We start from the raw sequence: 22,094 nt of genomic DNA, 5'->3' as shown, positions 1-22,094 counted from the left end.
GATGGTGCAGACCGACTTCGGGGGAACCGAAGTCGTGTCGTTGCAGGACGTCCCGGAGCCGGTATGCGGTGAGCGCGACGTCGTCGTCGAGGTCGCGTACTGCGGGCTGAACCGCCTGGACCTGCTGCAGCGCAAGGGGCCGGGTCTGATCCCCGGCTTCCGCCTTCCGCACGTGCCGGGCATGGACTTCGCCGGAACGGTGGTGGCCACCGGATCCGCGGTCAGCTCCATCGTCCCAGGTGACCGGGTCATCGCCGATCCCACCCAGGGCTGCGGCAGCTGCCTGCGCTGCTCGGTGGGCGATCGTGCCTACTGCGCCGGCCCGCGCATCCTCGGCGGCAACGTCCCCGGCGCGCTCGCCGAACACGTCCTGGCGTCCGCCGAATCGATCGTCCGGGTCCCGAAGTCCCTGCCGCTCGACGAGGCCGTCACCCTGCCCACCGCCTTCGCGACGGCGTGGCACGCGGTGCACACCGTCGGAGCACTGGAGACCGGTGAGACCTTCGTGGTGCACGCCGCCGCGAGTCCCGTCAGCCTGGCGGCCATCGCGCTCGCCAAGAAGGCCGGTGCCTCGGTCGTCGCCTTCGCCGGCAGCGACGCGAAGCTGGCCGCGGCCCGCGCGGCCGGAGCGGACCTGGCCCTGCGCAACGACGAACCGGACCCGGCGAAAGCCGTGACGGCCTTCACCGAGGGCGCCGGCGCGGACCTGGTCCTGGACCACGTCGGCACCGACACCTGGCGCACCTCACTGGACTGCCTCGGCATCCGCGGGCGTCTGGCGCTGCTGGGCAACACCAGCGGCGACCAGGTGTCCTTCTCGCTCCAGGAGGTCTTCCACCGCGGCCTGAAACTGCTGGGCGCCGGCGGCTACACCTCGGCCGACTTCATCGCCGCCACATCAGCCTGCTTCGCCGACCGCCTGCACCTGCCCACGGCCGCCCGGTTCCCGCTCGAGGACCTCGCCGAGGCCTGGGACGTACTCGGCGCCCGCGACACCATCGGAAAGGTCGTGATCACGCCATGAACGATCTGCTGATCGTGGGCGGCGACATCGTCACCATGGACTCCGCGCGACGGGTCCTCACCGGCGCGACGATCGCCGTGTCCGGGGACAGCATCGCCGCGCTCGGCACGACCGAGGACCTTCGCGCCCGCTTCCCGGACGCACAGGAGATCGACGCGTCGGACTGTGTCGTCATCCCGGGCCTCGTCGACGCCCACCAGCACACGACCGTCGACCCCCTCGTGCGCAGCACCATCCCGGATCACATCAGCTCGCAGGAGTCGATCTTCGACTGGATCGTCCCGCTGCACGGCCACGCCGACGGCGACGACGACGAACTGGCCGCGACGATCACCGCCGTCGAGTGTCTGTCCCGGGGCATCACCACGGTGCTGGAGCCGGGCACGGTGGCCCACCCGGAACGGGTCGCCGCAGGGCTGGCCGCCGCGGGAATCCGCGCCCGGGTCGGCGGCTGGGGCTGGGACGCCGAGGGTATGCCGTTCGGCGCCCCCGTCGACGAGGTACTCGCCCGGCAGGAGGAGATCGTCCGGGCCCTTCCGGCCACCGGGCCGGTCACCGGCTGGGTGACGCTCGTCGGTCACGACCTCGCGAGCGACGAGCTCTTCGCCGGAGCGGCGAGCCTGGCCGAGCGGCTCGATGTCGGACTGACCTGGCACGTCTCTCCGGGACCCGCCGACGTCGAGGCCTACGCCAAGCGCTGCGGGCGCCGGCCGGTGGTCCACTTCCGCGAGCTCGGCGTACTCGGTCCGCGCCTGCTGCTGGGCCACGCCGTGTGGCTCGACGACGCGGAGGTCGAGGCGATCCTCGACACCCGTACCGCGGTCGCCGCCTGCCCGGGGGCCTACCTGCGTCTCGCCCAGGGCTACACCCGCGCCTCGCGCCACGCCGAACTGGTGCGCCGGGGCGGCCGGGTGGCGCTCGGCTGCGACGCCCACAACGCCGGCGACGCCCCGGACGTCCTCCTGGCCGCCTACCTGTTCGCCGGCCTCGAACGCGACCGTGACCTGCCCGACCCGATCCGCGCCGAGCAGGCCTTCGCGCTCGCCACGGTCGACGGCGCCGAGGCGGTCGGTCTCGGCGGGCGGACCGGCTCCCTCGAGGTCGGCAAGGCCGCCGACCTCGTCGTACTCGACACCCGCGACCCCGCCTGGATGCCCCGCGGCGACCTGGCCCGCCAGCTCGTGTGGGGCCATGTGTCCCGCACCGTCCGTGACGTCCTGGTCGACGGCCGTGTGGTCGTCCGCGACCGGCAGCCGACCGGCGTCGACCTCGCCGCCGTCGCCGAGGCCGCCGCCGAGCGGTCCGCCGCCCTCCTGCGGCGCGCCGACATCACGCCCCGCCCGACCTGGCCGGTACAGCCGGCGGGCACCCCGTAAAGGAGACCACCCGTTGAACGTCATCCACATGTCCGGACGCTCTCCGGCCCACAAGCAGGGCCTGCTCTCGCAACTCGTGGTGCCGCGGCCGATCGCGATGATCACGACGCTCGACCCGGACGGAGGCGTCAATGTCGCGCCGTACAGCTACTACATGCCGGTCAGCGGTGAACCGCCGCTGATCGCGGTCACCATCGGCGCCCAGCGGGAGGCCACTGCGGAGCCGAAGGACACCTGGCTCAACATCGAGCGCACGGGCGAGTTCGTCGTCAACGTCACCACCGCCGAACTCGCCGAGCACATCGAGGCGGTGGCCCGCGAATACCCCCGCGGCGTCAGCGAGATGGACGTCGCCGCATGGCGGTCGGTGCCCTCACAGGTCGTCGACACGCCGTCGCTGGCCGACAGCCCCGCGCACCTGGAGTGCCGCGTGCACGAGGTCATCGACCGCGGCGACCACACGTCCTGCTTCTCGGGCGTGCACATCCTGCTCGCCGAGGTCGTCTGCATCACCACCGACGACTCGATCATGTCCGCCACGGACCGCATCGACCCCACCCAGGTCCGGGCGGTCGGGCGGATGGGCTTCCCATGGTTCGTCACCGCCGGTGAGGAGTCCATCTTCCACCAGGAGCGGATCGCCTACGCCGACCTCGGCCGGGCCGACACCTCCGCCAACTGACCCCACCCCCCTCTTTCTCGCCACCGCCTCTCCATGGCGGTACCACCCAGCGAATGGAACGCACATGACCGCAAGACTTCGGCGTGGGGCCCCGCTCGGCCTCGCCCTCGCCCTCACTGGAGCCCTCGCGCTCTCCGGCTGCGCCAGCAACGAGGCGACGGCAGCCAAGACGACCCCCGCGGCGAGCAGCAGCGGCGGCGGCTCGGGCCTCAACGAGCCCGACGTCAACGGCGACGGCAAGGTCGTCATCGGCGTCCTCAGCCCCGGCGACATCAATGACCGCGGTTACTACGAGAGCTTCGTCGACTCGGCGGACGCCTTCGCCAAGGAGAAGAGCTGGACGGTCATCAAGCGCGGCAGCGTGCCCGCGAGCGACGCGCTCAGCGCCGCACGCGCACTGTGTCAGCAGCACGTCGACATGGTCGCCCTCGCCGCCAGCGAACTCAAGGCCGCCATCCCGGCGTCCGAGGAGCCGGTCTGCGCCAAGACCGCCTGGTACGTGCCGTCGTCGGCGAACCTCGACCAGACCCCGCGGATCCTGCTGTCCTCCGACAACCCCAACCAGTCGATGCTCGCCGCAGGCTACGCCGCCGGCCTGAAGATGAAGGCGGCCGGCTACACCAAGGCCGGGTTCGTCACCGGCATCAAGGCCGACTTCAGTGTCCTGGGAGCCAAGGCCTTCCTGGCCGGCATCCGGGAGGTGGTCCCCAAGGCCACCCTGGTGAGCACCTACACCGGTGACTTCAACGACTCGGCGAAGGCCAAGGAGGCCATCCAGGCCCAGATCAGCCAGGGTGCCAAGGTCATCTACCCCTACCTCGGGGGCGCGACCGACGCCGCGGCGCAGGTGGCGAACGCCAGCGGCGTGCTGACCCTCACCCCGGGCACCGACCGGTGCGACTCGACCAGCCCGAAGTTCGACATCTCGGTGATCTTCAGCCCGGGTGACTACTTCCGCGCCGCGCTGGAGAACTTCGCCAAGGACGACCTGAAGATGGGCACGACGCGCGTGTGGCAGCTGGGTGTCGACCCCTACCCGACCATCAAGATCTGCAAGGCCCAGGGTGACGAGGATCAGCAGCTGGCGCAGTTCATGAAGAAGATCGGCAACAAGGAGATCGACCCGGAGGCCGAGGTCAAGCGCCTCGGCTGACCGTGCCGACCCCGATCCAGGAGATTCACACGCGATGACACCGACGACCTCACCGGCCCGGATCCTCGAGCTGCGTGGCATCACCAAGTCCTACGGATCCGTCACGGCCTGCGACGCCGTGGACCTCACCGTCGACGCCGGCGAGATCCATGGTCTCCTGGGCGAGAACGGGGCAGGCAAGTCCAGTCTCATGAAGGTCCTGCTCGGACTGATCCGGCGCGACGCCGGCGCCGTGCTGGTGCGCGGCGAAGAGGTCGCGCTGGACAGCCCGCAGGAAGCGGCCGAGCTGGGCATCGGCATGGTGCACCAGCATTTCAGCCTCATCAGCGGGCTCACCGTGTGGGAGAACGTCGCCCTCGGCGACACCGGCGCGGTGAACAAGCAGGCCATCTGCGCCGACATCGCCGAGGTCGCCGCACGGTACGGGCTGCCGGTCGACTCCGAGGCGCGCGTCGACGCGCTCTCGGCGGGCGAGCGGCAGCGCGTCGAGGTGGTCAAGTGCCTGCGGCGCAACCCGCAGATCCTGATCCTGGACGAACCCACCTCGGTGCTGACCCAGGCCGAGTCGCAGGAACTGTTCGCCGTGCTCGGCCGGGTGGTGCAGGAGGAGGGCCGCGCTGTCATCCTCATCAGCCACAAGCTCGCCGAGATCGTGCAGGCCACGGACCGGGTGACGGTCCTGCGCAAGGGCCGTGTCGCCTTCCGGGCGGTCACCGCCGAGACCACCGCGCCGGAACTGGCCCGTCAGATGGTGGGCCGTGACGTGTCGCTGCACGAGGAGGGAGCCGCGCTCGGCCTGCTGCCGGTCACCACGACCAGCACGGGCCGGGGCGGGGCACACGACCGGCCCCCGCCCGTCCTGAGCCTGGCCGGGCTCACCGTCGAGAAGGGCGGGGTGAAGGTTCTCCAAGGAATCGACCTGGCCGTGGGCGCGGGCGAGATATGCGCCCTCTACGGCGTCGAGGGCAGCGGCCAGGCGATGCTCGGCGAAGTCCTCGCCGGGCTGGTCCTGCCGACCGCCGGCACCATCGAGGTCGCCGGCCACCGGGTCGACGTGAGCCGGCCCGGCGCGCTCGGAAAGGCAGGTCTCGGCATCGTGCCGGAGGACCGGCACCAGAGCGGCGTCGTCCTGGACATGAGCGTCACCGAAAACCTGACGATGAAATCGCTCGACAAACTCAGCGGCCGGTTCCTGCTGCGCCGGCGCGCGATGCTCGCCGAAGCCCGTCGCCTCGCGGACGAGTTCAACATCATCGCTCCCTCGCTCGACGCGCCGGTGCGCAGCCTCTCCGGAGGCAACCAGCAGCGCGTCGTGCTCGCCCGGGAACTGTCCGGTCACACCAGCGTCCTGGTGGCCGCGCAGCCCACCCACGGGCTGGACGTCGGCGCCATCGAGGACATGTACGCCCGGCTGCGCCAGGCGGCCGCGGACGGCGTCGGAGTGCTGCTCATCTCCACCGAACTCGAGGAAGTCATGGCCCTTGCAACCTGGATCGCGGTGATCTCGTCCGGGCGGATCACCGGAGCACTCCCCGTCTCGGAGGCGACCCCCGAGCGACTGGGCATGCTGGTCGGCGGTGAGGCCGCATGAATGCCGCCTCACTGACGAACGGGGACGATCTCGCCCGGCGCTTCCTCGCCCGGCTTCGCCCCGGGCGCGACGGCTGGCTGACGGCGGGCCTGACCGCCGTACTGGTCGCCGTCGCCGCGGGCGCCTCCGCACTGCTGCTCGTACTGACCGGCGGCTCGCCGACCGCTTCGGCGGACGCGATATGGACCGGGAGTCTGGCCGACGCCACGGGATGGACGACGACGCTGCTCAACACGGCGCCGTTGCTGCTGGTCGCGGTCGGTGCGTGCATCTGCGCGGCGGCCGGCACGTTCAACATCGGCCAGGAGGGGCAGGTCCTCGTCGGCGGCCTGATCGGAGCCTGGGTCGGGCTGCGGCTGGCCCTGCCCGGCCCGATGCTGGTCGTGGTGGTGCTGATCGCCGCGGCCGTCGGCGGTGGCGCCTGGGCCGCGCTCAGCGCGGTGATGCTCCGCCTGCGCGGCGTCAACGTCCCGGTGAGCACCCTGCTGATGACGTTCCTCGCCATCCAGCTCGTCACCTTCGCGGTCAGCACGCCGTGGTTGCAGGAGAGCGCCCAGGGCTCCTCGGGCATCGCCGACGCGGCGTCCAACCAACTGCCGGCCAATGCCCAGCTCGGCGGCTTCGGGCAGTACCCCTCGGTGCAGTGGAACATCGGCCTGCTCATCGCGCTGGTCGCCGCGGCGGCTGTCGCCGTGGTCCTCACCCGCAGCCGCTGGGGCTTCCGGGTGCGCATGCTCGGACTGAATCCGCTGACGGCCAAGCACACCGGTGTGCGGGTGGCCGCGCTGGGCGGCTTCACCCTGGCCCTGTCCGGCGCCTTCGCCGGGCTGGCGGGCGGGCTGCTGCTGGTCAGCCCGGTCGGCACCAACCGGCTGCAGGCCGGGCTCTCGGACAACTTCGGCTGGGACGGCCTGCTCGTCGCGCTCGTCGCACGCAACCGGCCCCTGGTCGCGATCCCGGTGTCCCTGGTGTTCGCCGTGCTGCGTGCGGGCGGCGACTTCCTCTCGGCCACGGGTGTGCCGTACTACCTCGTCGATGTCGTCAAGGCACTGCTGGTCCTCGCGTTCGTCGCGCCGCCCGTCCTCATCGAACTCTTCCGCCGGCGTCGCGGTGCCACACCGCAGGCGACGCCCGCCCCGTCCGTAGTCCCGACCAAGGTGAAGGCAGCCGCGTGAGCGTTCTGGACAGCACCACCACCATTCTCGCCAGCGGTGTCCGGCTGACCGTGCCCCTGGCGTTCGCCGCCTGCGGTGAGTACGTGGCCGAGCGCGCCGGCACGATGAACATCTCCGTCGAGGCGATGATGCTCGGCGCCGCGTTCACCTCGATCGCCACCGCGAGTGCGACCGGCAGCGCCACCGCCGGCCTCGTGGCCGGCGTAGTGACGGGCCTCGTCCTCGGCTTCACGCACGGCAACCTCTCCCACCGGGCACAGATCAACACCTTCGTCGTCGGCCTGGTGCTGAACGCGCTGGTGCTCGGGCTGACGAGCTACCTGATCACGACGAACGAGTTCGTCTCGCACCAGGTCCAGGTGTTGTCGATCCCGCTGCTGCAGGACATCCCGCTGATCGGCAAGCCGCTGTTCTCCGAACGCTGGCCCGCCTTCATGCTGTTCGCGCTCGTGCCGCTCACCTGGTGGCTGGTGGAGCGCAGCCGCTGGGGCCTGGAACTGCGGGCGGTGGGGGAGAACCCCCAGGCCGCCGACGTCACGGGCATCAAGGTGAACATGCGGCGCCGCCAGGCTCTGCTGTGGTGCGGCGCACTGGCCGGTCTCGGTGGCGCCTACCTCGCGGTCGGCGAGGTCGGATCGTTCAACCAGAACATGACCGCCGGGCGCGGATACATCGTCATCGCCGCGGTGATCTTCGGGGCGTGGCGGCTCGGCCGGACCATGCTCGGCTGCCTGGTCTTCGGTCTCTCCGACGCGATGCGCCTGGCGCTCCCGGCGCTCGGTGTCACCCTCAACGCCCAGCTGCTCGTCGCGGCCCCGTACCTGCTGGCGCTCCTGGCCATGCTCCTGTTCACCACGCAGCACCGGGAGCCCGGCGCGCTCGGCCGGCCCTTCGAGCGCGGGTCGACCTGATGACCGGGGCACGACGACGGCGGATGCCGGCCTCGCGAAAGCGCGGGGCAGGCATCCGCCGTGGGTGTGCGACATCGCCGTCAGCGGCGTCGCAGGGCCGCGGTCTCCAGCGCCGGTGGCGTGTAGCCGACGTCGGCCGGGTTGAGGACGCTGCCCGGCGCGACGAGTGCGTCGATCCGGTCCAGCGCCTCGGCCGACAGCGGCCGGTCCACCGCGGTGAGCTGCGACAGGAGCTGTTCGTGGGTGCGCACGCCCATCACGGCCGTGCTGACGCCGGGATGGGCGAGCACGAACCGCAGCGCCAGCTCGACGAGCGTGCAGCCCTCCTCGGCGGCCAGGCGCACGAGTTCCTCGACGACGGCGAGCTTGCGCGTGCGCATCCGCTCGTCGGCGAAGTCGAAGTGCTCGCTGTTCCTCAGCGCGCGCGAGTCGCCCGCCGGTTCGGCGTCGGCGCGGTACTTGCCCGTCAGCCAGCCGCCGTTGAGGGGGCTCCAGACCATGACGCCCATGCGGTGCCGCTCAGCGGTGGGCAGGGCCGCGGCCTCCGCGTGCCGGGCCAGGACCGAGTACGACAGCTGCTCCACGGTGAACCGCTCGCGGCCACCGCGCCGCGCCGCCCACTGGGCCTCCACAATCTCCTCGGCCGGGAAGCTCGACGAGCCGATCGCCCGTACCTTGCCCGACCGCACCAGGTCGCTGAGCGCACCGAGGGTCTCGTCGACGTCGGTGTGGGGGTCCGGACGGTGGACGAGGTACACGTCCAGGTGGTCCGTCCCGAGCCGGCGCAGGCTGTCCTCCACGGCACGTGTGATCCACAGCCGGGAGGTGCCGCCCCGGTTGCGCTCCAGTGGGCCCGCGGGCATCCGGCTCGCGACCTTCGAGACGAGGACGACGTCCTCGCGCCGGCCCTTCAGCGCCCGGCCGATGATCTCCTCCGACTCGCCGAAGGCATACACGTCAGCGGTGTCGATGACATTGACCCCGGCGTCCAGCGCCGTCGCCACCATGCGGTGGCACTCCGCCTCGTCGGTGTTGCCCCAGGCGCCGAACATCATCGACCCGAGACAGAGCTGACTCACCTCTATGCCCGTCCCACCCAGAATGCGGTAGTGCATGCCTGCCCTCGTCTTCCCAGCCGACGCCCTGTCGCTGTCCTCCCGCAGGCTCGCACAGCGGCAGGCCGCAATCCGATGTCGCGCGGGGCCAGCATCCCTGGCCTGCGTGTTGTGTCCGCAGCACATCGACCACCGGGTGCGTCGCACCTAGGCTCGAAGAAATCCGAACCACTCACCATGGAGGTACCGTGGCCACCGGCCTCACCTCGGCACGCTGGACTCACGTCGCGCTGCCGACCGGCGATCTCGACAAGGCGATCGCGTTCTACACCGCACTGACTCCGCTGGTCGTGGTCGAGCGGTTCAAGGACGCCGACGGCGAGAGCGTCTGGCTCTCCAACGACCAGCAGGCCGAGACGCCGTTCGTGCTCGTCCTGGTGTCGTTCAACAAGGACAAGGGCAACCCGCAGGGCCTGTTGCACCCGTTCGCGCACATCGGCATCGAGGTGCCGGCGCGGGAGGACGTCGACGCGCTCGCGGACCGGGCCCGCGAGCTGGGCTGCCTGCACTGGGAGCCGAGGCAGATGCCCGACCCCATCGGCTACATCTGCGCGCTGAAGGACCCCGACGGCAACGTCGTCGAGATCTCCCACGACCAGCGGGTGTTCGACTCGGTCCGCAAGAAGTGGGGTTCGTCCTGAAGGACACCCGCGCCGCCGTCGAGGCCTACCTCGCGGCGCTGAACGCGCACGACGCCGACGCCGTTGCCGCCTGTGTGGGCGAGGACTTCGTCAACGAGCACACGTCGTCGACGGGGCAGAGCCGCAGGGGCCGCGCCGAGTACCGCGCCGCGCTGACCGGGTTCCTCGCGAACTTCGGCGACCTGCACTACGCGCCCGAGAGCTTCCTCGTCGACGGCGAGTCGGCCGCGGTGCCGTACGTCCTGACGTTCCTGATGCGTTCGGCGGACGACCGCCCCGTACGCGTGCGGGGGGTCTTCTTGTTCACCGTCGCCGGCGGCCTCATCACGCACCGCACTGACTACTGGGACAGCGGCGAGGTGCAGCGGCAGCTCGCCTGACGCCCCGGCCGGCAGCCCGACCAGCCCCCTGACACCCCGTCCGCCTCTCGTGCGGACGGGGTGCCGGTGTGTCCGCCACCGGGACCCTGCGTATCGCTCTGCATGATGCCGTCTCGCATTGCTTGACAGAATGCCGTCTCGCATTGAAAGATGCCGTCATGCAAGTGGTGACGACACAGTCCGGCCTGGGCCGGATCGAGGACGGGGCCATCGCCCTGTTGGACACGGCTTTTCCGCACATCGGCGCGGTCCTCGAACAGGACGGCTCGCTGCACGGCCTGGCGTCCTGCGCGGTGCGCCGACGGATCCCGCTCGACCAGGCCACGCTCGTGGCGCCGCTGGGCCGCCCCCGCGCGGTGTGGGGAGTCGGGCTCAACTACATGTCGAAGGCGGCCCGGGCCGGCCGGGGACTGCCCGAGCAGCCGATCCTGTACCTGGCCGCGTCGTCCGCCGTCCTGGCCCCCGGCGCACAGGTGGTGATCCCGCAGGCCGCGACCGAACCCGACTACGAGGGCGAGATCGCGGTCGTCGTCGGACGCCGGCTGCACCAGGCGTCCGAATCGGAGGTCTGGCCCGCGATCGCCGGCATCACGGCGGCCAACGACATGACGGCGCGTGATGTCATGCGCGCCACCGCCACGCCCGCCCTCGCCAAGAGCTACCCGGGATTCACGCCGCTCGGCCCGTCGCTCCGCACTCCCGACGACCTCGCCGACCGCGACGCGATCCGCGTACGGAGCTGGGTCAACGGCGAACTCATGCAGGACGACACGAGCGCCGGGATGATCTTCCCGGTCGCCGATCTGCTCAGTCGGCTGTCGTGGTTCGCCGCCCTAGAACCCGGCGACGTCGTCCTCACCGGAACCCCGGCCGGCACCGGCCAGGACCGCGGATGCTTCCTCGCCGACGGCGACGAGGTACGGGTCGAGGTGGACGGCGTACTGCCCCTTGTCACCCCCATCGTGCGTCCCGCGGGCGCCACACCGCACGACCACCGGCTGACCGAACCCGTCAGCTGACCGCCCCTCACACTGGAGCACAACCGATGCCCATCTCCTCCCCGTCGTCCTACGACCTCGTCCTGGCCGGCGGCACCGTCATCGATCCGGCGTCGGGCACCAACGCCCGGCTCGACGTGGCGGTCACCGGTGACCGCATCGCCGCGATCGGGGAAGGGCTGGCGGCGGGCGCTGCCCGCACGATCGACGTCACCGGCTCCACCGTGCTGCCGGGCCTCGTCGAGGGCCACACCCACATCTTCCAGTACGTCTCCGCCGTCGGCGCCCCCGCCGAGGAGGCCCACCTGCGGCGCGGCGTCGTCGCCGCGGCGGACGCCGGCACGGCCGGCGCCTCCACGTTCGCGGCCTTCCGCAAGCTGGTCGTCGAGGCGAACCCGCTGCGCATCGTCAACTTCCTCAACGTCTCGGTGCTCGGCCTGATCGACTTCCGGTTCGGCGAGCTGCTCAACCCCGACACCCTGGTCCCCGAGGACGCGCTCGCGACCGCCGAGGCCCACCCCGACATCGTGCGTGGCTTCAAGATCCGGCTGTCCGAGGACGTCGTCGGCGAGCACTGGGAGTCGCTGCTGAAGAAGTCGGTGGCGCTGGCCGACCAGGCCGGGCTGCCGCTGATGGTGCACATCGGCGAGACCGAGGAGCCGGTACCCGTCGTCCTGGACTACCTGCGCCCGGGCGACATCGTCGCGCACTGCTACACCGGCAAGCCGAACGGCATCCTCGACGGCGACCAGGTGCATCCCGCCGTCATGGCGGCCCGCGAGCGCGGCGTGCTGTTCGACTCCGCCCACGGCAAGAGCAACCTCAGTTTCGAGGTGGCACGCCGGGCGATCGCCGACGGATTCCTGCCCGACATCCTCAGCTCGGACACCAGCGCCCGCAACTGGCGCGGCCCGGTGTTCGACCTGCTCACCAGCATCTCCAAGCTGGTCGCGCTCGGCGCGCCGCTGGAGGAGTGCATCCGCCGGGCCACCGTCGCCCCCGCACAGCTGCTCGGGCTCGACACCGAGGGCTACGGGCGCCTGGTGGTCGGCGGACGGGCCGACGTCACCGTCGTCGACTGGACCGACGAGGTCACCCTCCCCGACGCCGCGGGCAACACCATCCTCGCGCCGCGCCTGGAGCCGAGCGTCGTGCTGCACAAGGGCGCCGAGGTCGACGTCGTGCCGTGGCGCGGTCTGCCGTCGGCATGAGACGCCCGACCGCCCCGGGAAGGATGCGATGAGCGTCGCTGACGTCCACCTGCTGCGGCGCCGGCTGCGCGCGGCCCTGACGACGGGGAAACCCGCCGTCGGCACGTTCGTCAAGCTGGCCTCGCCCGACGTGGTGGAACTGGCCGAGGCGGCCGGGTTCGCGTTCGTGGTCGTCGACCTCGAACACTCCACCCTCACCGAGCGGAACGCCGTCGACCTGGTGCGCCACGCGCACGCCTGCGGCCTGCCGGCCCTGGTCCGGGTGCCCGAGGTGGACGCCCCCGCCGTCAACCGGCTGCTGGAGGCCGGGGCGGCGGGGATCCAGCTGTCCATGCTCACCCGCGTCGCCCAGGCCGAGGCGCTCGTGGCGGCGACCCGGTTCGCGCCCACCGGCCGCCGCTCGGTCAGCCTGGCCAACCGGGCCGCCCGCTTCGGTGCCCTCCCGCCGGCCGCCTTCCTGAGTGCCGAGCGGGACGACCCGCCCGTGCTGGTCGGCCAGATCGAGACGGCACAGACCGATCCCCTGCCGGATCTGCTCGCCCCTTTCGACGTGTGCTTCGTCGGCAGCACCGACCTCGCGGTCGACCTGGGCCTGCCGGCGGACCCCGCGGTGCTGCGCGCCGCGGTGGACCGGGTGCGCGAGGCCGCCCGCTCGGCGGCGGTGACGTTCGGCGGCTGGGTGCCGGTCCTGGGCGCCGCGGCGAACCTGGGCCTGAGTGACGCCGACTACCTGGTCGTCGGCTCGGACCTGCAGATGTTGGCGACCGCCCTGCGCGCGGCCGCCGGAGAGGAAAACCAGTGACCACACGCAACGCGGCGCTGTTCAGCACCGTCCTCAACTGGGACGAGCTGCCGGTGACCCAGGTGCGGCCGGGGGTCCGCCGCCGCGTCTACGCGACGGACGAGATGATGATCTGCCACCACGAACTCGACGTCGGCATGACGCTCAACCCGCACCGGCACGAGGAGTTCGACCAGCTGGTCCATATCGCCGAGGGGCGGGCCAACTACTACGTGGACGGTGTCGCGCACGACATGCGTGCGGGGTCGTTCCTGCTGGTCCCCCGAGGCAGCGAGCACTACGTGGAGCCGACGGAGGCCCCCTGCGTGAACATCGACTTCTTCGTCCCGCCGAGGGCCGACCTGCTTCCCTGACCGAAGGCCGTCACCAGCCGCTCCGCCAGTCCGTCGCCGCATGCGCACGTCGCCGACCAGGCGGTGGCGGCGGCCCGCGCGGGCGGCACGGTGCCGATGACCGGGGCGGCGGGTGCCGCCCCTCCCGTACCGCACACGTCGTCGTCGGCAGCCGGTCGCCGTGTCCTCGGCACCGCGACCCTCTTCCCGGGACTGCCGGCCGCCACCCGGCACGCCTGCTGACTCCGGACTCCTCCGCCGGCCAGACCGCCCCCGACACTCCGGATCCGCGAAAGAAGGCCGATCATGGCCCCGTCGACGACCAGTGCCGTCACCTTGGACATCAACGGCGAGATGTACGCGCTGTGCGTCGACCACCGCACCACCGTGCTCGACGTCCTGCGTGAGCGTCTCGGCCTGACGGGCACCAAGAAGGGCTGCGACCAGGGGCAGTGCGGTGCCTGCACCGTTCTGCTCGACCGTCGCCGGGTGGTGGCCTGCCTCCAGCTCGCGGTGGCGGCCGAGGGCCGCCAGATCACCACCGTCGAAGGTCTCGCGGACGGCGACCGACTGCACCCGGTGCAGCAGGCCTTCCTCGATCTGGACGGCTTCCAGTGCGGCTACTGCACGCCCGGTCAGATCTGTTCGGCCGTCGCGGTGATCGAGGAGCACGCGGCGGGCCGGCCCAGCGCCGTCACCGGCGACGTCCGCCCCGAAGCCGGGCCGCCGCCGCTGACCGCGGACGAGATCCGGGAGCGGATGAGCGGCAACCTGTGCCGGTGCGGCGCATACGTGGCCATCGTCCAGGCGGTCGCCCGTGCGGCGGGGGCCGAGAACACGAGGCCGACGGCATGAGGGAGTTCGGATACCAGCGCGCGCACGATGTCTCCGGTGCCCTCGCCCTGCTCGGCGCCGACCAGGACGCCCGTTTCCTCGGTGGCGGCACCAACCTCGTCGACCTGATGAAGACCGGCGTGGAACGGCCCGGCCGGCTCGTCGACATCCGCACGTTGCCCCTTGACCGGGTCGAGGTGACCGAAGCGGGAGGCCTGCGCATCGGCGCGACCGTCACCAACAGCGACCTCGCCGCGCACCCCGAAGTCCGCCGCCGTTACCCGGCGTTGGCGCAGGCGGTGCTGGCCGGCGCCTCGGGCCAGTTGCGCAACATGGCCACCGTCGGCGGGAACCTGCTCCAGCGCACCCGCTGCGGCTACTTCGCCGACGTGACCAAACCCTGCAACAAGCGCGTGCCCGGCAGCGGTTGCCCCGCCGTCGAGGGCGAGCACCGCAACCACGCGATCCTCGGCGCCTCCGAGCACTGCGTGGCCGTCCACCCTTCCGACATGGGCGTGGCGCTGACGGCCTTCGACGCGGTCGTCCGCTACGAAACGACCGACGGGCCGGGCGAGTTGCCGCTTGCCGACTTCTATCTGCCGGTGGGGGACACCCCGCACCGGGAGACCGCCCTGCCGCCGGGTGCGCTGATCACCGGCGTCACCCTGCCGCCGACGCCGTCAGCCGCCGACTCCCGCTACCGCAAGGTGCGCGAGCGGGCCTCGTACGCCTTCGCCATCGGCTCGGTCGCCGCCGCGCTCGACGTCCAAGGCGGCGTCGTACGCGAGGTGCGCCTCACCTTCGGGGCGGTCGCGTCCCGGCCGTGGCGCGCCCGGGAGGCCGAACGCGTGCTCACCGGAGCCGCGGCCGACGCCGAGGCCTTCGCCGCCGCCGCGGACGCCGAGCTGGCCGCCGCGAAGCCGCTGCCCCACAACGGATACAAGGTGACGCTGATGCGCAACCTCGTGGTGGCCGTCCTGACCGAACTCGCCGAGGAGGCCGCAGCCCGATGACCGGAGCAGCATCCATGGGTCCGACGGCGCGGGGCGCCGTCGGCGCCCCGCACACCCGCGTGGACGGCCGGGACAAGGTCACCGGAGCCGCCCGCTACGCGGCGGAGATCCCCTTCACCGAACTCGCCCACGGCTGGCTGGTGTTGTCCACGATCGCCCGCGGTCGTGTCCGCTCGCTGGACACGGCCCCGGTCCTTCTGATGCCGGGCGTGCTCACCGTCCTGCACCACGGCAACGCCCCGCACGTCGACAACGACTACATGACTCTGCTGGGCGTCCCGCCGGACCCGACCGTGGCCCTCTTCCAGCACGACCGGGTGCCGTACCTGGGCTGGCCGGTGGCCGTGGTCGTCGCCGAGACCTCCGAGCAGGCCAGGGAGGCCGCCGAGGCGCTGGTCGTGCACTACGAACGTCAACCGCACGACGTCGAGTTCTCCGGATCACGTCCGGACGCCTATCCCCTGGACACCTACGAGCCGGCGGTGGTGGAGAAGGGCGACCTGGAAGCGCAACTGGCCGCGTCCGCCTTCGTCGTGGACGCGGAGTACACCACGCCGGAGGAGCACCCCCACCCGATGGAGCCGCACGCGGCGACGGCCCGCTGGGACGGCGGCCGGCTCGAAGTCGTCGACTCCAACCAGGGCACCGCCAACGCCGCGAGCGAACTCGCCAAGCTGTTCTCGCTCGACGCGTCCTCGGTGCGGGTGCGCTCCGAACACGTGGGCGGCGGCTTCGGGTCCAAGGAACACGTCCGGGCGCACCAGGTGGCCGCAGCGATGGCCGCGAATGTCCTACGGCGTCCGGTCCGGGTAAGTCTGACGCGTCGTCAGATGTTCTCACTCGTCGGCTACCGCAGCCCCACCGTGCAGCGGGTCAGGCTCGGCGCCGACGCCGACGGGCGGCTGCGCGCCCTCGAACACCGCTCCCTGAACCTCACCTCGAGCATGCACGACTGGGTCGAGCCGTGCACTCAGGGGGCTCGGGTGATGTACGACGCCGACGCCCACCACACCTCGCACCGGGTCGTACGGCTGGACGTGCCGACCCCGACCTGGATGCGCGCCCCGGGCGAGGCGCCGGGGTCGTTCGCGCTGGAGTCGGCGCTCGACGAACTCGCCGAGAAGTGCGGCCTGGACCCGATAGAGCTGCGCCTGCGCAACGAGCCCCAGGTGGGTCCGGTGTCCGGGCTGCCCTTCAGCCCGCGCAGGCTGCGCGCCTGCCTCTGGGAGGGCGAGCGCAGGTTCGGCTGGGCGGACCGGGATCCGCGCCCCGGCCTGCGCCGGGACGGACACTGGCTGCTGGGCACCGGCATGGCGGGGGCCTCCTTCCCGGCCATGGCCGTGCCCGCGACGGCGGCCGTGACGGCCGAGGCGGACGGCGGCTTCACCGTGCGGGTCAACGCGGCCGACATCGGGACCGGGGCGCTGACCGCGCTCACCCTGATCGCCGCCGACGCGCTGAGGGCGGCTCCCGATCGAGTCCTGGTGCGTCTGGGTGACAGTGACTTCGGCCGGGCGGGGCCCGCCGGAGCGTCCATGGGCACCCGCTCCTGGGGATGGGCGGTCACGGCCGCGGCGGAGGAACTGCGGCAGCGGCTGACTGCCGGCGCTGTCGTCCCGCCGGAAGGGATCACGGTGCGGTCGGACACCGCCGAGGCCGTCCGGGCCCTCGCGGGCAGGGAACGGCACTCTTACGGGGCGCAGTTCGCCGAGGTCGCGGTCGACGTCGGCACGGGCGAGGTGCGCGTGCGGCGCATGCTCGGTGTCTTCGCCGCGGGCCGGATCGTCAACCCGCTCACGGCGCGCAACCAGCTCGTCGGCGGGATGACGTGGGGCATCTCCATGGCCCTGCACGAGGAGGCGGTCCGGGACCGGGCCACGGGAGGCCTGGTCGGCGCCGACCTGGCGGGCTACCACTTCGCGGCCAACGCCGACGTCCCGCTCATCGAGGTCGACTGGGTGGACGACCCCGACCCGGACGACCCGGTCGGCATCAAGGGCATCGGCGAGATCGGCATCGTGGGTGCGGTGGCGGCGATCGCCAACGCGGTGTGGCACGCGACCGGCGTCCGCCACCGTCACCTGCCGATCCGGCCCGACCGCGTGATCCTCGCCGGAGCCACGGACGCTTGACCTCGCCGAGGAACTGAGCCGCCGGCCGCAGGAGGGACGGGACGTCGCCGTCGTGGCCGTCGGCGGGAGCGCCCGTGCCCTCCCGGTGCCGCCGTCGACGGCGGCACCGGGAGGGCACGGGCATCGCGCTGGCCGGATCGGGCAGGCCCACCCACCACGAAGCGGGAACGCGAAGCGGGAACGAGGGGAACCGGGATGGCGGCCCGAGTCGGGGACGCATGAGGCGACCGCTTCGGCGAACACGGGGCCCTCGCCGATACGGCCGCCATCATCTGTCACACCCTCAGCGACGTGCGGGGCACGACAGCCGGCCCACCGCCCTCCGCGGTGAGCCTGTCCACGACCCCGACCAGCGGGGTCAGTCGCCGTTGGGCGTGCTGTCCGAGGTGCCCAGCCGCTGCGACAGCGCGCGGGCGGTCTCCAGCAGGGCTTGGGCCATCGGCGACTGGACGTCGTCGGAGACGGTCGCCGTCGTGCCGACGACCGCGAGTGTCCCGCTGATCTTGTCGCCCTCGAAGATCGGCGCCGCGATGGTGCGGACCCCGTTGACCGCGGGGGAGTTGACCGACAGCCCGTGCTGCCGGATCGCGGCGATCTCGTCGGTGAGCTCGGACGACTTGCGGACCGCACGCGGAAGTGTCGGTACCTGATCCGGGGGCAGGAACGTGAGGAAGATCCGTCCCTGTGCCGAGGTGGTGAGGTCGAGACGCGAGCCGACCCGGACGCTGATGCGCACCATGTGGGCGGTGTTGTCCACCGAGCGCACCACGGTCGGAGACTCACCGTCCCAGACCGACAGCACGATCGTCTCGTCGATGCGCCGCACCAGATCCTCCATGTACGGCTCGGCGGCGGCGACGATCGGCAGGCCGGCCCGGGCGGCCGAGGCGAGGGTGAGTACCTGGGGGCCGAGGGAGTAGAGCGAGGTGCGCTCGTCGTACCGCAGCAGGTTCGCCGCCCGCAGCGCCTTCGTGTAGCGGTGCGCGGTCGCCTTGCTCGCCCCGAGACGCGCGGTGATCTCGTTGAGACTCATGTGCGGCTTGCCGACCGTGAACGAGCCGAGGATCAGCGCCGCACGCTGCACCGTCTGGATGGTCGGCGCGGTCGTGTCGGGACCGCTTCGCTCGCCGGTGCCGGGCTGCGCCTTCGTGACCATGAATCTTGCTCCTGTCCCGTACTCAAGTAAGAGGGTAAGACGTTGAATGGAACGTCGTATTGGATAGCGTAACGGTGAGAGCCCGGTGAATGTGAGGGAAAGGCCAGGAACGGCGTCCCCGTCGCCGGGACCGGCTGGTCCGGGGACACCGTGCCCACTCGGTGTGACGGCCTCATGCGTCGGAGGAGTGCCCTGGCGTGACGGAGCGTGCCGGGTCGAGCAGGGAGGCGATGTGGTTGACGGCGAGGGCCGCCTCGCCGAAGCCGATCGAGATCAGGCTGACCTTGCCGTCGTGGTCGGCGATGTCACCGGCCGCGAAGACGCGCTGCCGGTTCGTGCGCATCGTGCGGTCGACGAGGATGCGCCGGCGGCGCAGCTCCAGCTCCCACTGCTCGATCGGGCCGAGATCGGCGATGAAACCGAGCGCGGCGACGACGGACTGGGCGGGCAGGCTGATCCGGTCGCCGTCCGGGCCCGCGACCACGACCTCCGACACCGACCCGTCGCCGGAGATCTTCTCGATCTCGTAGGGCGTCAGGACCCGCACGGAGGATGCGTGCACCTGCTCGACGGTGCGTTCGTGGGCCCGGAACCGTGTACGCCGGTGCACCAGCGTCACTGACGAGGCGATCGGCTCCAGAGACAGCGCCCAGTCGAGTGCGGAGTCCCCACCGCCGACCACCACGACGTCCTGTCCGGCGAGCTCGTTCAACCGCGGTACGAAGTACCGCAGCCCCCGGCCCAGGTAGTCGGAGCCCACGGGGAGCTCGCGGGGGACGAAGTTGCCGATCCCACCGCAGACGAGCACCGCGCCCGCGGTGATCCGCGCGCCGGCGTCGGTGGTGGCGACGATGCCGTCGCCGGCGTCGTCGAGGCGGGTGACCCCGTGGCCGAGCAGGTAGGTGGGGTTCCACCGCCCGGCCTGCTCGGCCAGCCGGTCCACCAGGTCCTGGCCGCGGATCGCGGGGAAGCCGGCCACGTCGTAGACGAGCTTCTCGGGGTACAGAGCGGTGATCTGGCCGCCCACCTCGGGCAGGGCGTCGGCGACGGCGACGCTCATGCCGCGGAAGCCGGCGTAGTAAGCGCCGTACAGTCCCGTCGGGCCGGCGCCGATGACGAGCAGGTCGACGGACACCTCCGGGCGGGCGCCCGTGACGGTCTGGAAGCCGCTCACGCTCCCACCTCGGGGTGGTCGTGGCCGACCCGGCCGACCTTGCGTGCACCGCCGGGCGAGCCGAGGGGTTCGATGCCGAGGGTGAAGAACTCGGCGTTGATGCGCTGGGCCTGCTGGGCCTCGGCCGGCAGGTCCTCGTGGTGGAAGATCGAGATCTGCGGACAGACGGGTTCGCAGCGCCCGCACTCGACGCATTCGTCGGGCTGGATGTAGAGCATCCGGTCGCCCTCGTAGATGCAGTCGGCCGGGCACTCCTCCATGCACGACTTGTCCATGATGTCGAGACATGCCTGAGTGATGACGTACGGCACGGGCTTCTTGCCCTTCACACGGTCGCACAGAATGCGAGATGGTGTCTTCTATTATGGAATGGATGATGACGGCGTCGGCCCGGGGTGTCAACCCTCATCGATTGCTTGACACTGTCGCGTGTGCTAGGAGAAGCTGGTGCGACATACGAGATGGCGTCTCACAGCACGCCACTCGGGTCGGGACTTGTGAGAGGCATACGCCGTAATGGGAAGCAACCCCCGGACCGTCCCAGCGCCGATGATCGTGGAGAACTGGGACCAGCTCACCTTCCGGGTCAACCGCGAGGCCTACCGCAGCGCGGAGATTTTCACTCGGGAACGTGGCTGGGTATGGACACACACCTGGCTCTACCTCGGTCACGAGACCGAGATCCCCAACCCCAACGACTTCAAGGTCCGCACCCTCGGCGGCCGACCGCTCATCTTCTGCCGGGACAGCGCCGGCGAGGTGCACGCGTTCCTGAACTCCTGTCCGCACCGCGGCACCGTGCTGTGCCGTGAGAACGAGGGCTCGGCCAGGCTCTTCCAGTGCTTCTACCACGCCTGGACATTCCGCAACAACGGTGAGCTGGCCGCGATCCCCGACGCCGACGCGTACGAGTCGGGCGACGAGTTCCGGGCGTCCATGGGACTGCGCGGCGTGCCGCGCCTGGAGATCCACGAAGGCTTCGTCTTCGTCGCCTTCGACCCGGACGTTCCGCCGCTGCTCGAGCACCTCGGCGACGCCGCCGACTACATGACGATGATCGAACAGCAGCACGTCGGCGGCATGACCACGCTGCCCGGCACGCAGAAGTACAGCGTGCGGGGCAACTGGAAACTCGCCGTCGAGAACGCGATGGACGGCTACCACTTCGCGCCGACGCACAACACGTTCGTCGGCTACCTGCGCGAGAGCGGCTACGCCGTCACCGACGACAACCAGTACGCCTACAACCTCGGCAACGGTCACGGGCTGCTGGTCCTGACCGGGCACGGCGGACGCATCAGCATGGAGTGGGAACCGCGCTTCGGCGAGGACGAGCGGGTGCGCACCGAGGCCCACCGAGCCGAGATGACCGAGCGGCTCGGGGAGAAACGGGCACACCACGTGGCCGACGAGAGCCACATCCTGTTCGTGTTCCCCAACCTGCTGTTGTTCGACATCGAGGGCCTGTCGATCCGGCAGCTGGAGCCGGTGGCGCCCGACCAGACCGACGTACGCGCCTGGCAGCTGGTCCCGCGCGACGAGGACCCGGCCGCGCGCGCCCTGCGCATGAAGACGGTCGTCAGCTTCGTCGGCCCGGGCGGGCTCGCCACGCCGGACGACATCGAGGCGTACGAGGCGGTCCAGCGCGGCATCCAGGCCACGGCGAGCACCGCTTCGCCCGAACTGGACTACAGCGACATGTCGCGCGGCATGGCCGACGAGGTCAAGGGTGTGCAGGGCAGGTCGACCGACGAAGGTGCGATGCGGGGCTTCTGGCGGCACTGGATCGAAGCCGTCGGCCTCGATGACGGCCTCCAGGTCCACGGCGCCCGACCGGCGTCCTTCCTCGAAGGCAGGGACGTGCGATGACCGCGATCACCCACACCCACTCCGTGCAGTGCCACGGACGCACCATCACCCGGCCGGAGGTGGAGGACTTCCTCTACTCCGAGGCGGACATCCTCGACCACTGGGACTACGACGGCTGGCTGGCCCTCTTCGAGTCCGGCGCCCGCTACGAGATCCCGACCACCGACTACCGCCCCGGCTGGTCGCCGCACGAGACCGGATCGTTCGTCGACGACGACTGGGATCTGCTGCGCGCCCGGGTCAAGCGCATGAAGTCCCGCAAGGCGCACGCCGAGAACCCGCACTCACGCACGCACCGGCTGGTGTCCAACGTGCGACTGTCCGAGCACACGGAGGACTCCTTCCGGGTGGCGGCGTCCTTCGTGGTGCACCGCGCCCGCGACGGCCACTTCGACGCCTACGTCGGCTGGTACGAGCATGTGCTGGTGCCGACCGACGACGGACTGCGTTTCCGCCTGCGTCGCTCGATCCTGGGCCACGAGTCGCTGGCGGCAGGCGCCCGGCTCAGCTTCATCCTCTAGCCGG

General features: G+C 71.4%; 22 protein-coding genes. 18 read left to right on the top strand and 4 right to left on the bottom strand.

Going from position 1 to position 22,094, the window contains the following annotated elements:
- Window position 1 precedes the first annotated feature (1 nt).
- The 7 genes from ACZ5XS_RS21140 (at window position 2) to ACZ5XS_RS21110 (ending at window position 7,912) form a co-directional block, all read left to right on the top strand.
- Entirely contained in the window at window positions 2-1,024 is a 1,023-nt protein-coding gene (locus ACZ5XS_RS21140) for a zinc-binding dehydrogenase (RefSeq protein ID WP_468653457.1), read from the top strand.
- On the top strand, window positions 1,021-2,400 hold the full coding sequence (locus tag ACZ5XS_RS21135; RefSeq protein ID WP_468653455.1) for an amidohydrolase family protein: 1,380 nt from the start codon (window positions 1,021-1,023) through the stop codon (window positions 2,398-2,400). Before ACZ5XS_RS21140 ends, ACZ5XS_RS21135 begins: the two co-directional genes overlap by 4 nt.
- A gap of 13 nt (window positions 2,401-2,413) precedes the next feature.
- Window positions 2,414-3,082, top strand: a complete 669-nt coding sequence (locus tag ACZ5XS_RS21130; protein WP_468653453.1) for a flavin reductase family protein — start codon at window positions 2,414-2,416, stop codon at window positions 3,080-3,082.
- Between the two features lie 64 nt (window positions 3,083-3,146).
- Window positions 3,147-4,235 (top strand): BMP family ABC transporter substrate-binding protein, encoded by a 1,089-nt coding sequence (locus ACZ5XS_RS21125; RefSeq protein ID WP_468653451.1) that lies wholly within the window; start codon window positions 3,147-3,149, stop codon window positions 4,233-4,235.
- Between the two features lie 34 nt (window positions 4,236-4,269).
- Complete coding sequence (locus ACZ5XS_RS21120) at window positions 4,270-5,826, top strand: ABC transporter ATP-binding protein (protein ID WP_468653449.1); 1,557 nt, start codon at window positions 4,270-4,272, stop codon at window positions 5,824-5,826.
- The gene (locus ACZ5XS_RS21115; RefSeq protein ID WP_468653447.1) at window positions 5,823-7,001 is read left to right on the top strand and encodes an ABC transporter permease; all 1,179 of its coding nucleotides are present in this window, start codon (window positions 5,823-5,825) and stop codon (window positions 6,999-7,001) included. The genes ACZ5XS_RS21120 and ACZ5XS_RS21115 overlap by 4 nt, the downstream gene beginning before the upstream one ends.
- On the top strand, window positions 6,998-7,912 hold the full coding sequence (locus tag ACZ5XS_RS21110) for an ABC transporter permease (protein WP_468653445.1): 915 nt from the start codon (window positions 6,998-7,000) through the stop codon (window positions 7,910-7,912). Before ACZ5XS_RS21115 ends, ACZ5XS_RS21110 begins: the two co-directional genes overlap by 4 nt.
- Window positions 7,913-7,992: 80 nt before the next feature.
- Here ACZ5XS_RS21110 and ACZ5XS_RS21105 read toward each other — a convergent pair whose 3' ends face one another.
- Window positions 7,993-9,027: an aldo/keto reductase gene (locus ACZ5XS_RS21105; protein WP_468653443.1), complete on the bottom strand. Its 1,035-nt coding sequence runs from the start codon at window positions 9,025-9,027 to the stop codon at window positions 7,993-7,995.
- A gap of 188 nt (window positions 9,028-9,215) precedes the next feature.
- Here ACZ5XS_RS21105 and ACZ5XS_RS21100 point away from each other — a divergent pair, with 188 nt between their 5' ends.
- The 9 genes from ACZ5XS_RS21100 (at window position 9,216) to ACZ5XS_RS21060 (ending at window position 17,370) form a co-directional block, all read left to right on the top strand.
- A complete protein-coding gene (locus ACZ5XS_RS21100; protein ID WP_468653441.1) occupies window positions 9,216-9,668 on the top strand; it encodes a VOC family protein in 453 nt (150 codons plus the stop codon).
- On the top strand, window positions 9,653-10,048 hold the full coding sequence (locus tag ACZ5XS_RS21095) for a nuclear transport factor 2 family protein (protein ID WP_468653439.1): 396 nt from the start codon (window positions 9,653-9,655) through the stop codon (window positions 10,046-10,048). Before ACZ5XS_RS21100 ends, ACZ5XS_RS21095 begins: the two co-directional genes overlap by 16 nt.
- 164 nt (window positions 10,049-10,212) lie before the next feature.
- Window positions 10,213-11,067: a fumarylacetoacetate hydrolase family protein gene (locus ACZ5XS_RS21090; protein ID WP_468653437.1), complete on the top strand. Its 855-nt coding sequence runs from the start codon at window positions 10,213-10,215 to the stop codon at window positions 11,065-11,067.
- Window positions 11,068-11,093: 26 nt separating this feature from the next.
- Window positions 11,094-12,257, top strand: coding sequence for an amidohydrolase family protein (locus ACZ5XS_RS21085; RefSeq protein ID WP_468653435.1), 1,164 nt, complete (start codon window positions 11,094-11,096; stop codon window positions 12,255-12,257).
- Between the two features lie 28 nt (window positions 12,258-12,285).
- Window positions 12,286-13,059 (top strand): HpcH/HpaI aldolase family protein, encoded by a 774-nt coding sequence (locus ACZ5XS_RS21080; protein ID WP_468653433.1) that lies wholly within the window; start codon window positions 12,286-12,288, stop codon window positions 13,057-13,059.
- A complete protein-coding gene (locus ACZ5XS_RS21075; RefSeq protein ID WP_217238071.1) occupies window positions 13,056-13,412 on the top strand; it encodes a cupin domain-containing protein in 357 nt (118 codons plus the stop codon). Before ACZ5XS_RS21080 ends, ACZ5XS_RS21075 begins: the two co-directional genes overlap by 4 nt.
- 285 nt (window positions 13,413-13,697) lie before the next feature.
- A complete protein-coding gene (locus ACZ5XS_RS21070) occupies window positions 13,698-14,246 on the top strand; it encodes a (2Fe-2S)-binding protein (protein ID WP_468653431.1) in 549 nt (182 codons plus the stop codon).
- Window positions 14,243-15,238: an FAD binding domain-containing protein gene (locus ACZ5XS_RS21065; protein WP_468653429.1), complete on the top strand. Its 996-nt coding sequence runs from the start codon at window positions 14,243-14,245 to the stop codon at window positions 15,236-15,238. The genes ACZ5XS_RS21070 and ACZ5XS_RS21065 overlap by 4 nt, the downstream gene beginning before the upstream one ends.
- A complete protein-coding gene (locus ACZ5XS_RS21060; RefSeq protein ID WP_468653427.1) occupies window positions 15,235-17,370 on the top strand; it encodes a xanthine dehydrogenase family protein molybdopterin-binding subunit in 2,136 nt (711 codons plus the stop codon). The genes ACZ5XS_RS21065 and ACZ5XS_RS21060 overlap by 4 nt, the downstream gene beginning before the upstream one ends.
- 358 nt (window positions 17,371-17,728) lie before the next feature.
- Here the strand turns inward: ACZ5XS_RS21060 and ACZ5XS_RS21055 are convergent, their stop codons facing one another.
- The 3 genes from ACZ5XS_RS21055 to fdxA all read right to left on the bottom strand — a co-directional run bounded on the left by ACZ5XS_RS21055 (window position 17,729) and on the right by fdxA (window position 20,029).
- Window positions 17,729-18,526 (bottom strand): IclR family transcriptional regulator, encoded by a 798-nt coding sequence (locus ACZ5XS_RS21055; protein WP_468653425.1) that lies wholly within the window; start codon window positions 18,524-18,526, stop codon window positions 17,729-17,731.
- 172 nt (window positions 18,527-18,698) lie between these two features.
- A complete protein-coding gene (locus ACZ5XS_RS21050) occupies window positions 18,699-19,700 on the bottom strand; it encodes an NAD(P)/FAD-dependent oxidoreductase (RefSeq protein WP_468653423.1) in 1,002 nt (333 codons plus the stop codon).
- Window positions 19,697-20,029, bottom strand: a complete 333-nt coding sequence (gene fdxA, locus ACZ5XS_RS21045) for a ferredoxin (protein WP_468653421.1) — start codon at window positions 20,027-20,029, stop codon at window positions 19,697-19,699. Before fdxA ends, ACZ5XS_RS21050 begins: the two co-directional genes overlap by 4 nt.
- A 220-nt stretch (window positions 20,030-20,249) precedes the next feature.
- Between fdxA and ACZ5XS_RS21040 the strand changes: the two genes are divergently transcribed.
- On the top strand, window positions 20,250-21,569 hold the full coding sequence (locus ACZ5XS_RS21040; protein WP_217238077.1) for an aromatic ring-hydroxylating oxygenase subunit alpha: 1,320 nt from the start codon (window positions 20,250-20,252) through the stop codon (window positions 21,567-21,569).
- Window positions 21,566-22,090 carry an aromatic-ring-hydroxylating dioxygenase subunit beta gene (locus ACZ5XS_RS21035; RefSeq protein WP_468653419.1) on the top strand — a complete coding sequence of 175 codons (525 nt, stop codon included), beginning with the start codon at window positions 21,566-21,568 and terminating at the stop codon, window positions 22,088-22,090. The genes ACZ5XS_RS21040 and ACZ5XS_RS21035 overlap by 4 nt, the downstream gene beginning before the upstream one ends.
- The last annotated feature ends 4 nt before the right edge of the window (window positions 22,091-22,094 follow it).

The sequence above is a fragment of the Streptomyces sp. NPDC033131 genome, from assembly GCF_055578365.1.
This window is presented reverse-complemented; position numbering and strand designations above follow the sequence as displayed.

Excerpts from the sequence above, each read along its gene's own strand:
- ACZ5XS_RS21065 (WP_468653429.1), top strand. The coding sequence starts at position 14,243 with ATGAGGGAGTTCGGATACCAGCGCGCGCACGATGTCTCCGGTGCCCTC.
- ACZ5XS_RS21055 (WP_468653425.1), bottom strand. The coding sequence starts at position 18,526 with ATGGTCACGAAGGCGCAGCCCGGCACCGGCGAGCGAAGCGGTCCCGAC.
- ACZ5XS_RS21125 (WP_468653451.1), top strand. The coding sequence starts at position 3,147 with ATGACCGCAAGACTTCGGCGTGGGGCCCCGCTCGGCCTCGCCCTCGCC.
- ACZ5XS_RS21040 (WP_217238077.1), top strand. The coding sequence starts at position 20,250 with ATGATCGTGGAGAACTGGGACCAGCTCACCTTCCGGGTCAACCGCGAG.
- ACZ5XS_RS21080 (WP_468653433.1), top strand. The coding sequence starts at position 12,286 with ATGAGCGTCGCTGACGTCCACCTGCTGCGGCGCCGGCTGCGCGCGGCC.
- ACZ5XS_RS21070 (WP_468653431.1), top strand. The coding sequence starts at position 13,698 with ATGGCCCCGTCGACGACCAGTGCCGTCACCTTGGACATCAACGGCGAG.
- ACZ5XS_RS21115 (WP_468653447.1), top strand. The coding sequence starts at position 5,823 with ATGAATGCCGCCTCACTGACGAACGGGGACGATCTCGCCCGGCGCTTC.
- ACZ5XS_RS21085 (WP_468653435.1), top strand. The coding sequence starts at position 11,094 with ATGCCCATCTCCTCCCCGTCGTCCTACGACCTCGTCCTGGCCGGCGGC.
- ACZ5XS_RS21140 (WP_468653457.1), top strand. The coding sequence starts at position 2 with ATGGTGCAGACCGACTTCGGGGGAACCGAAGTCGTGTCGTTGCAGGAC.
- ACZ5XS_RS21135 (WP_468653455.1), top strand. The coding sequence starts at position 1,021 with ATGAACGATCTGCTGATCGTGGGCGGCGACATCGTCACCATGGACTCC.
- ACZ5XS_RS21105 (WP_468653443.1), bottom strand. The coding sequence starts at position 9,027 with ATGCACTACCGCATTCTGGGTGGGACGGGCATAGAGGTGAGTCAGCTC.
- ACZ5XS_RS21120 (WP_468653449.1), top strand. The coding sequence starts at position 4,270 with ATGACACCGACGACCTCACCGGCCCGGATCCTCGAGCTGCGTGGCATC.
- ACZ5XS_RS21035 (WP_468653419.1), top strand. The coding sequence starts at position 21,566 with ATGACCGCGATCACCCACACCCACTCCGTGCAGTGCCACGGACGCACC.
- ACZ5XS_RS21060 (WP_468653427.1), top strand. The coding sequence starts at position 15,235 with ATGACCGGAGCAGCATCCATGGGTCCGACGGCGCGGGGCGCCGTCGGC.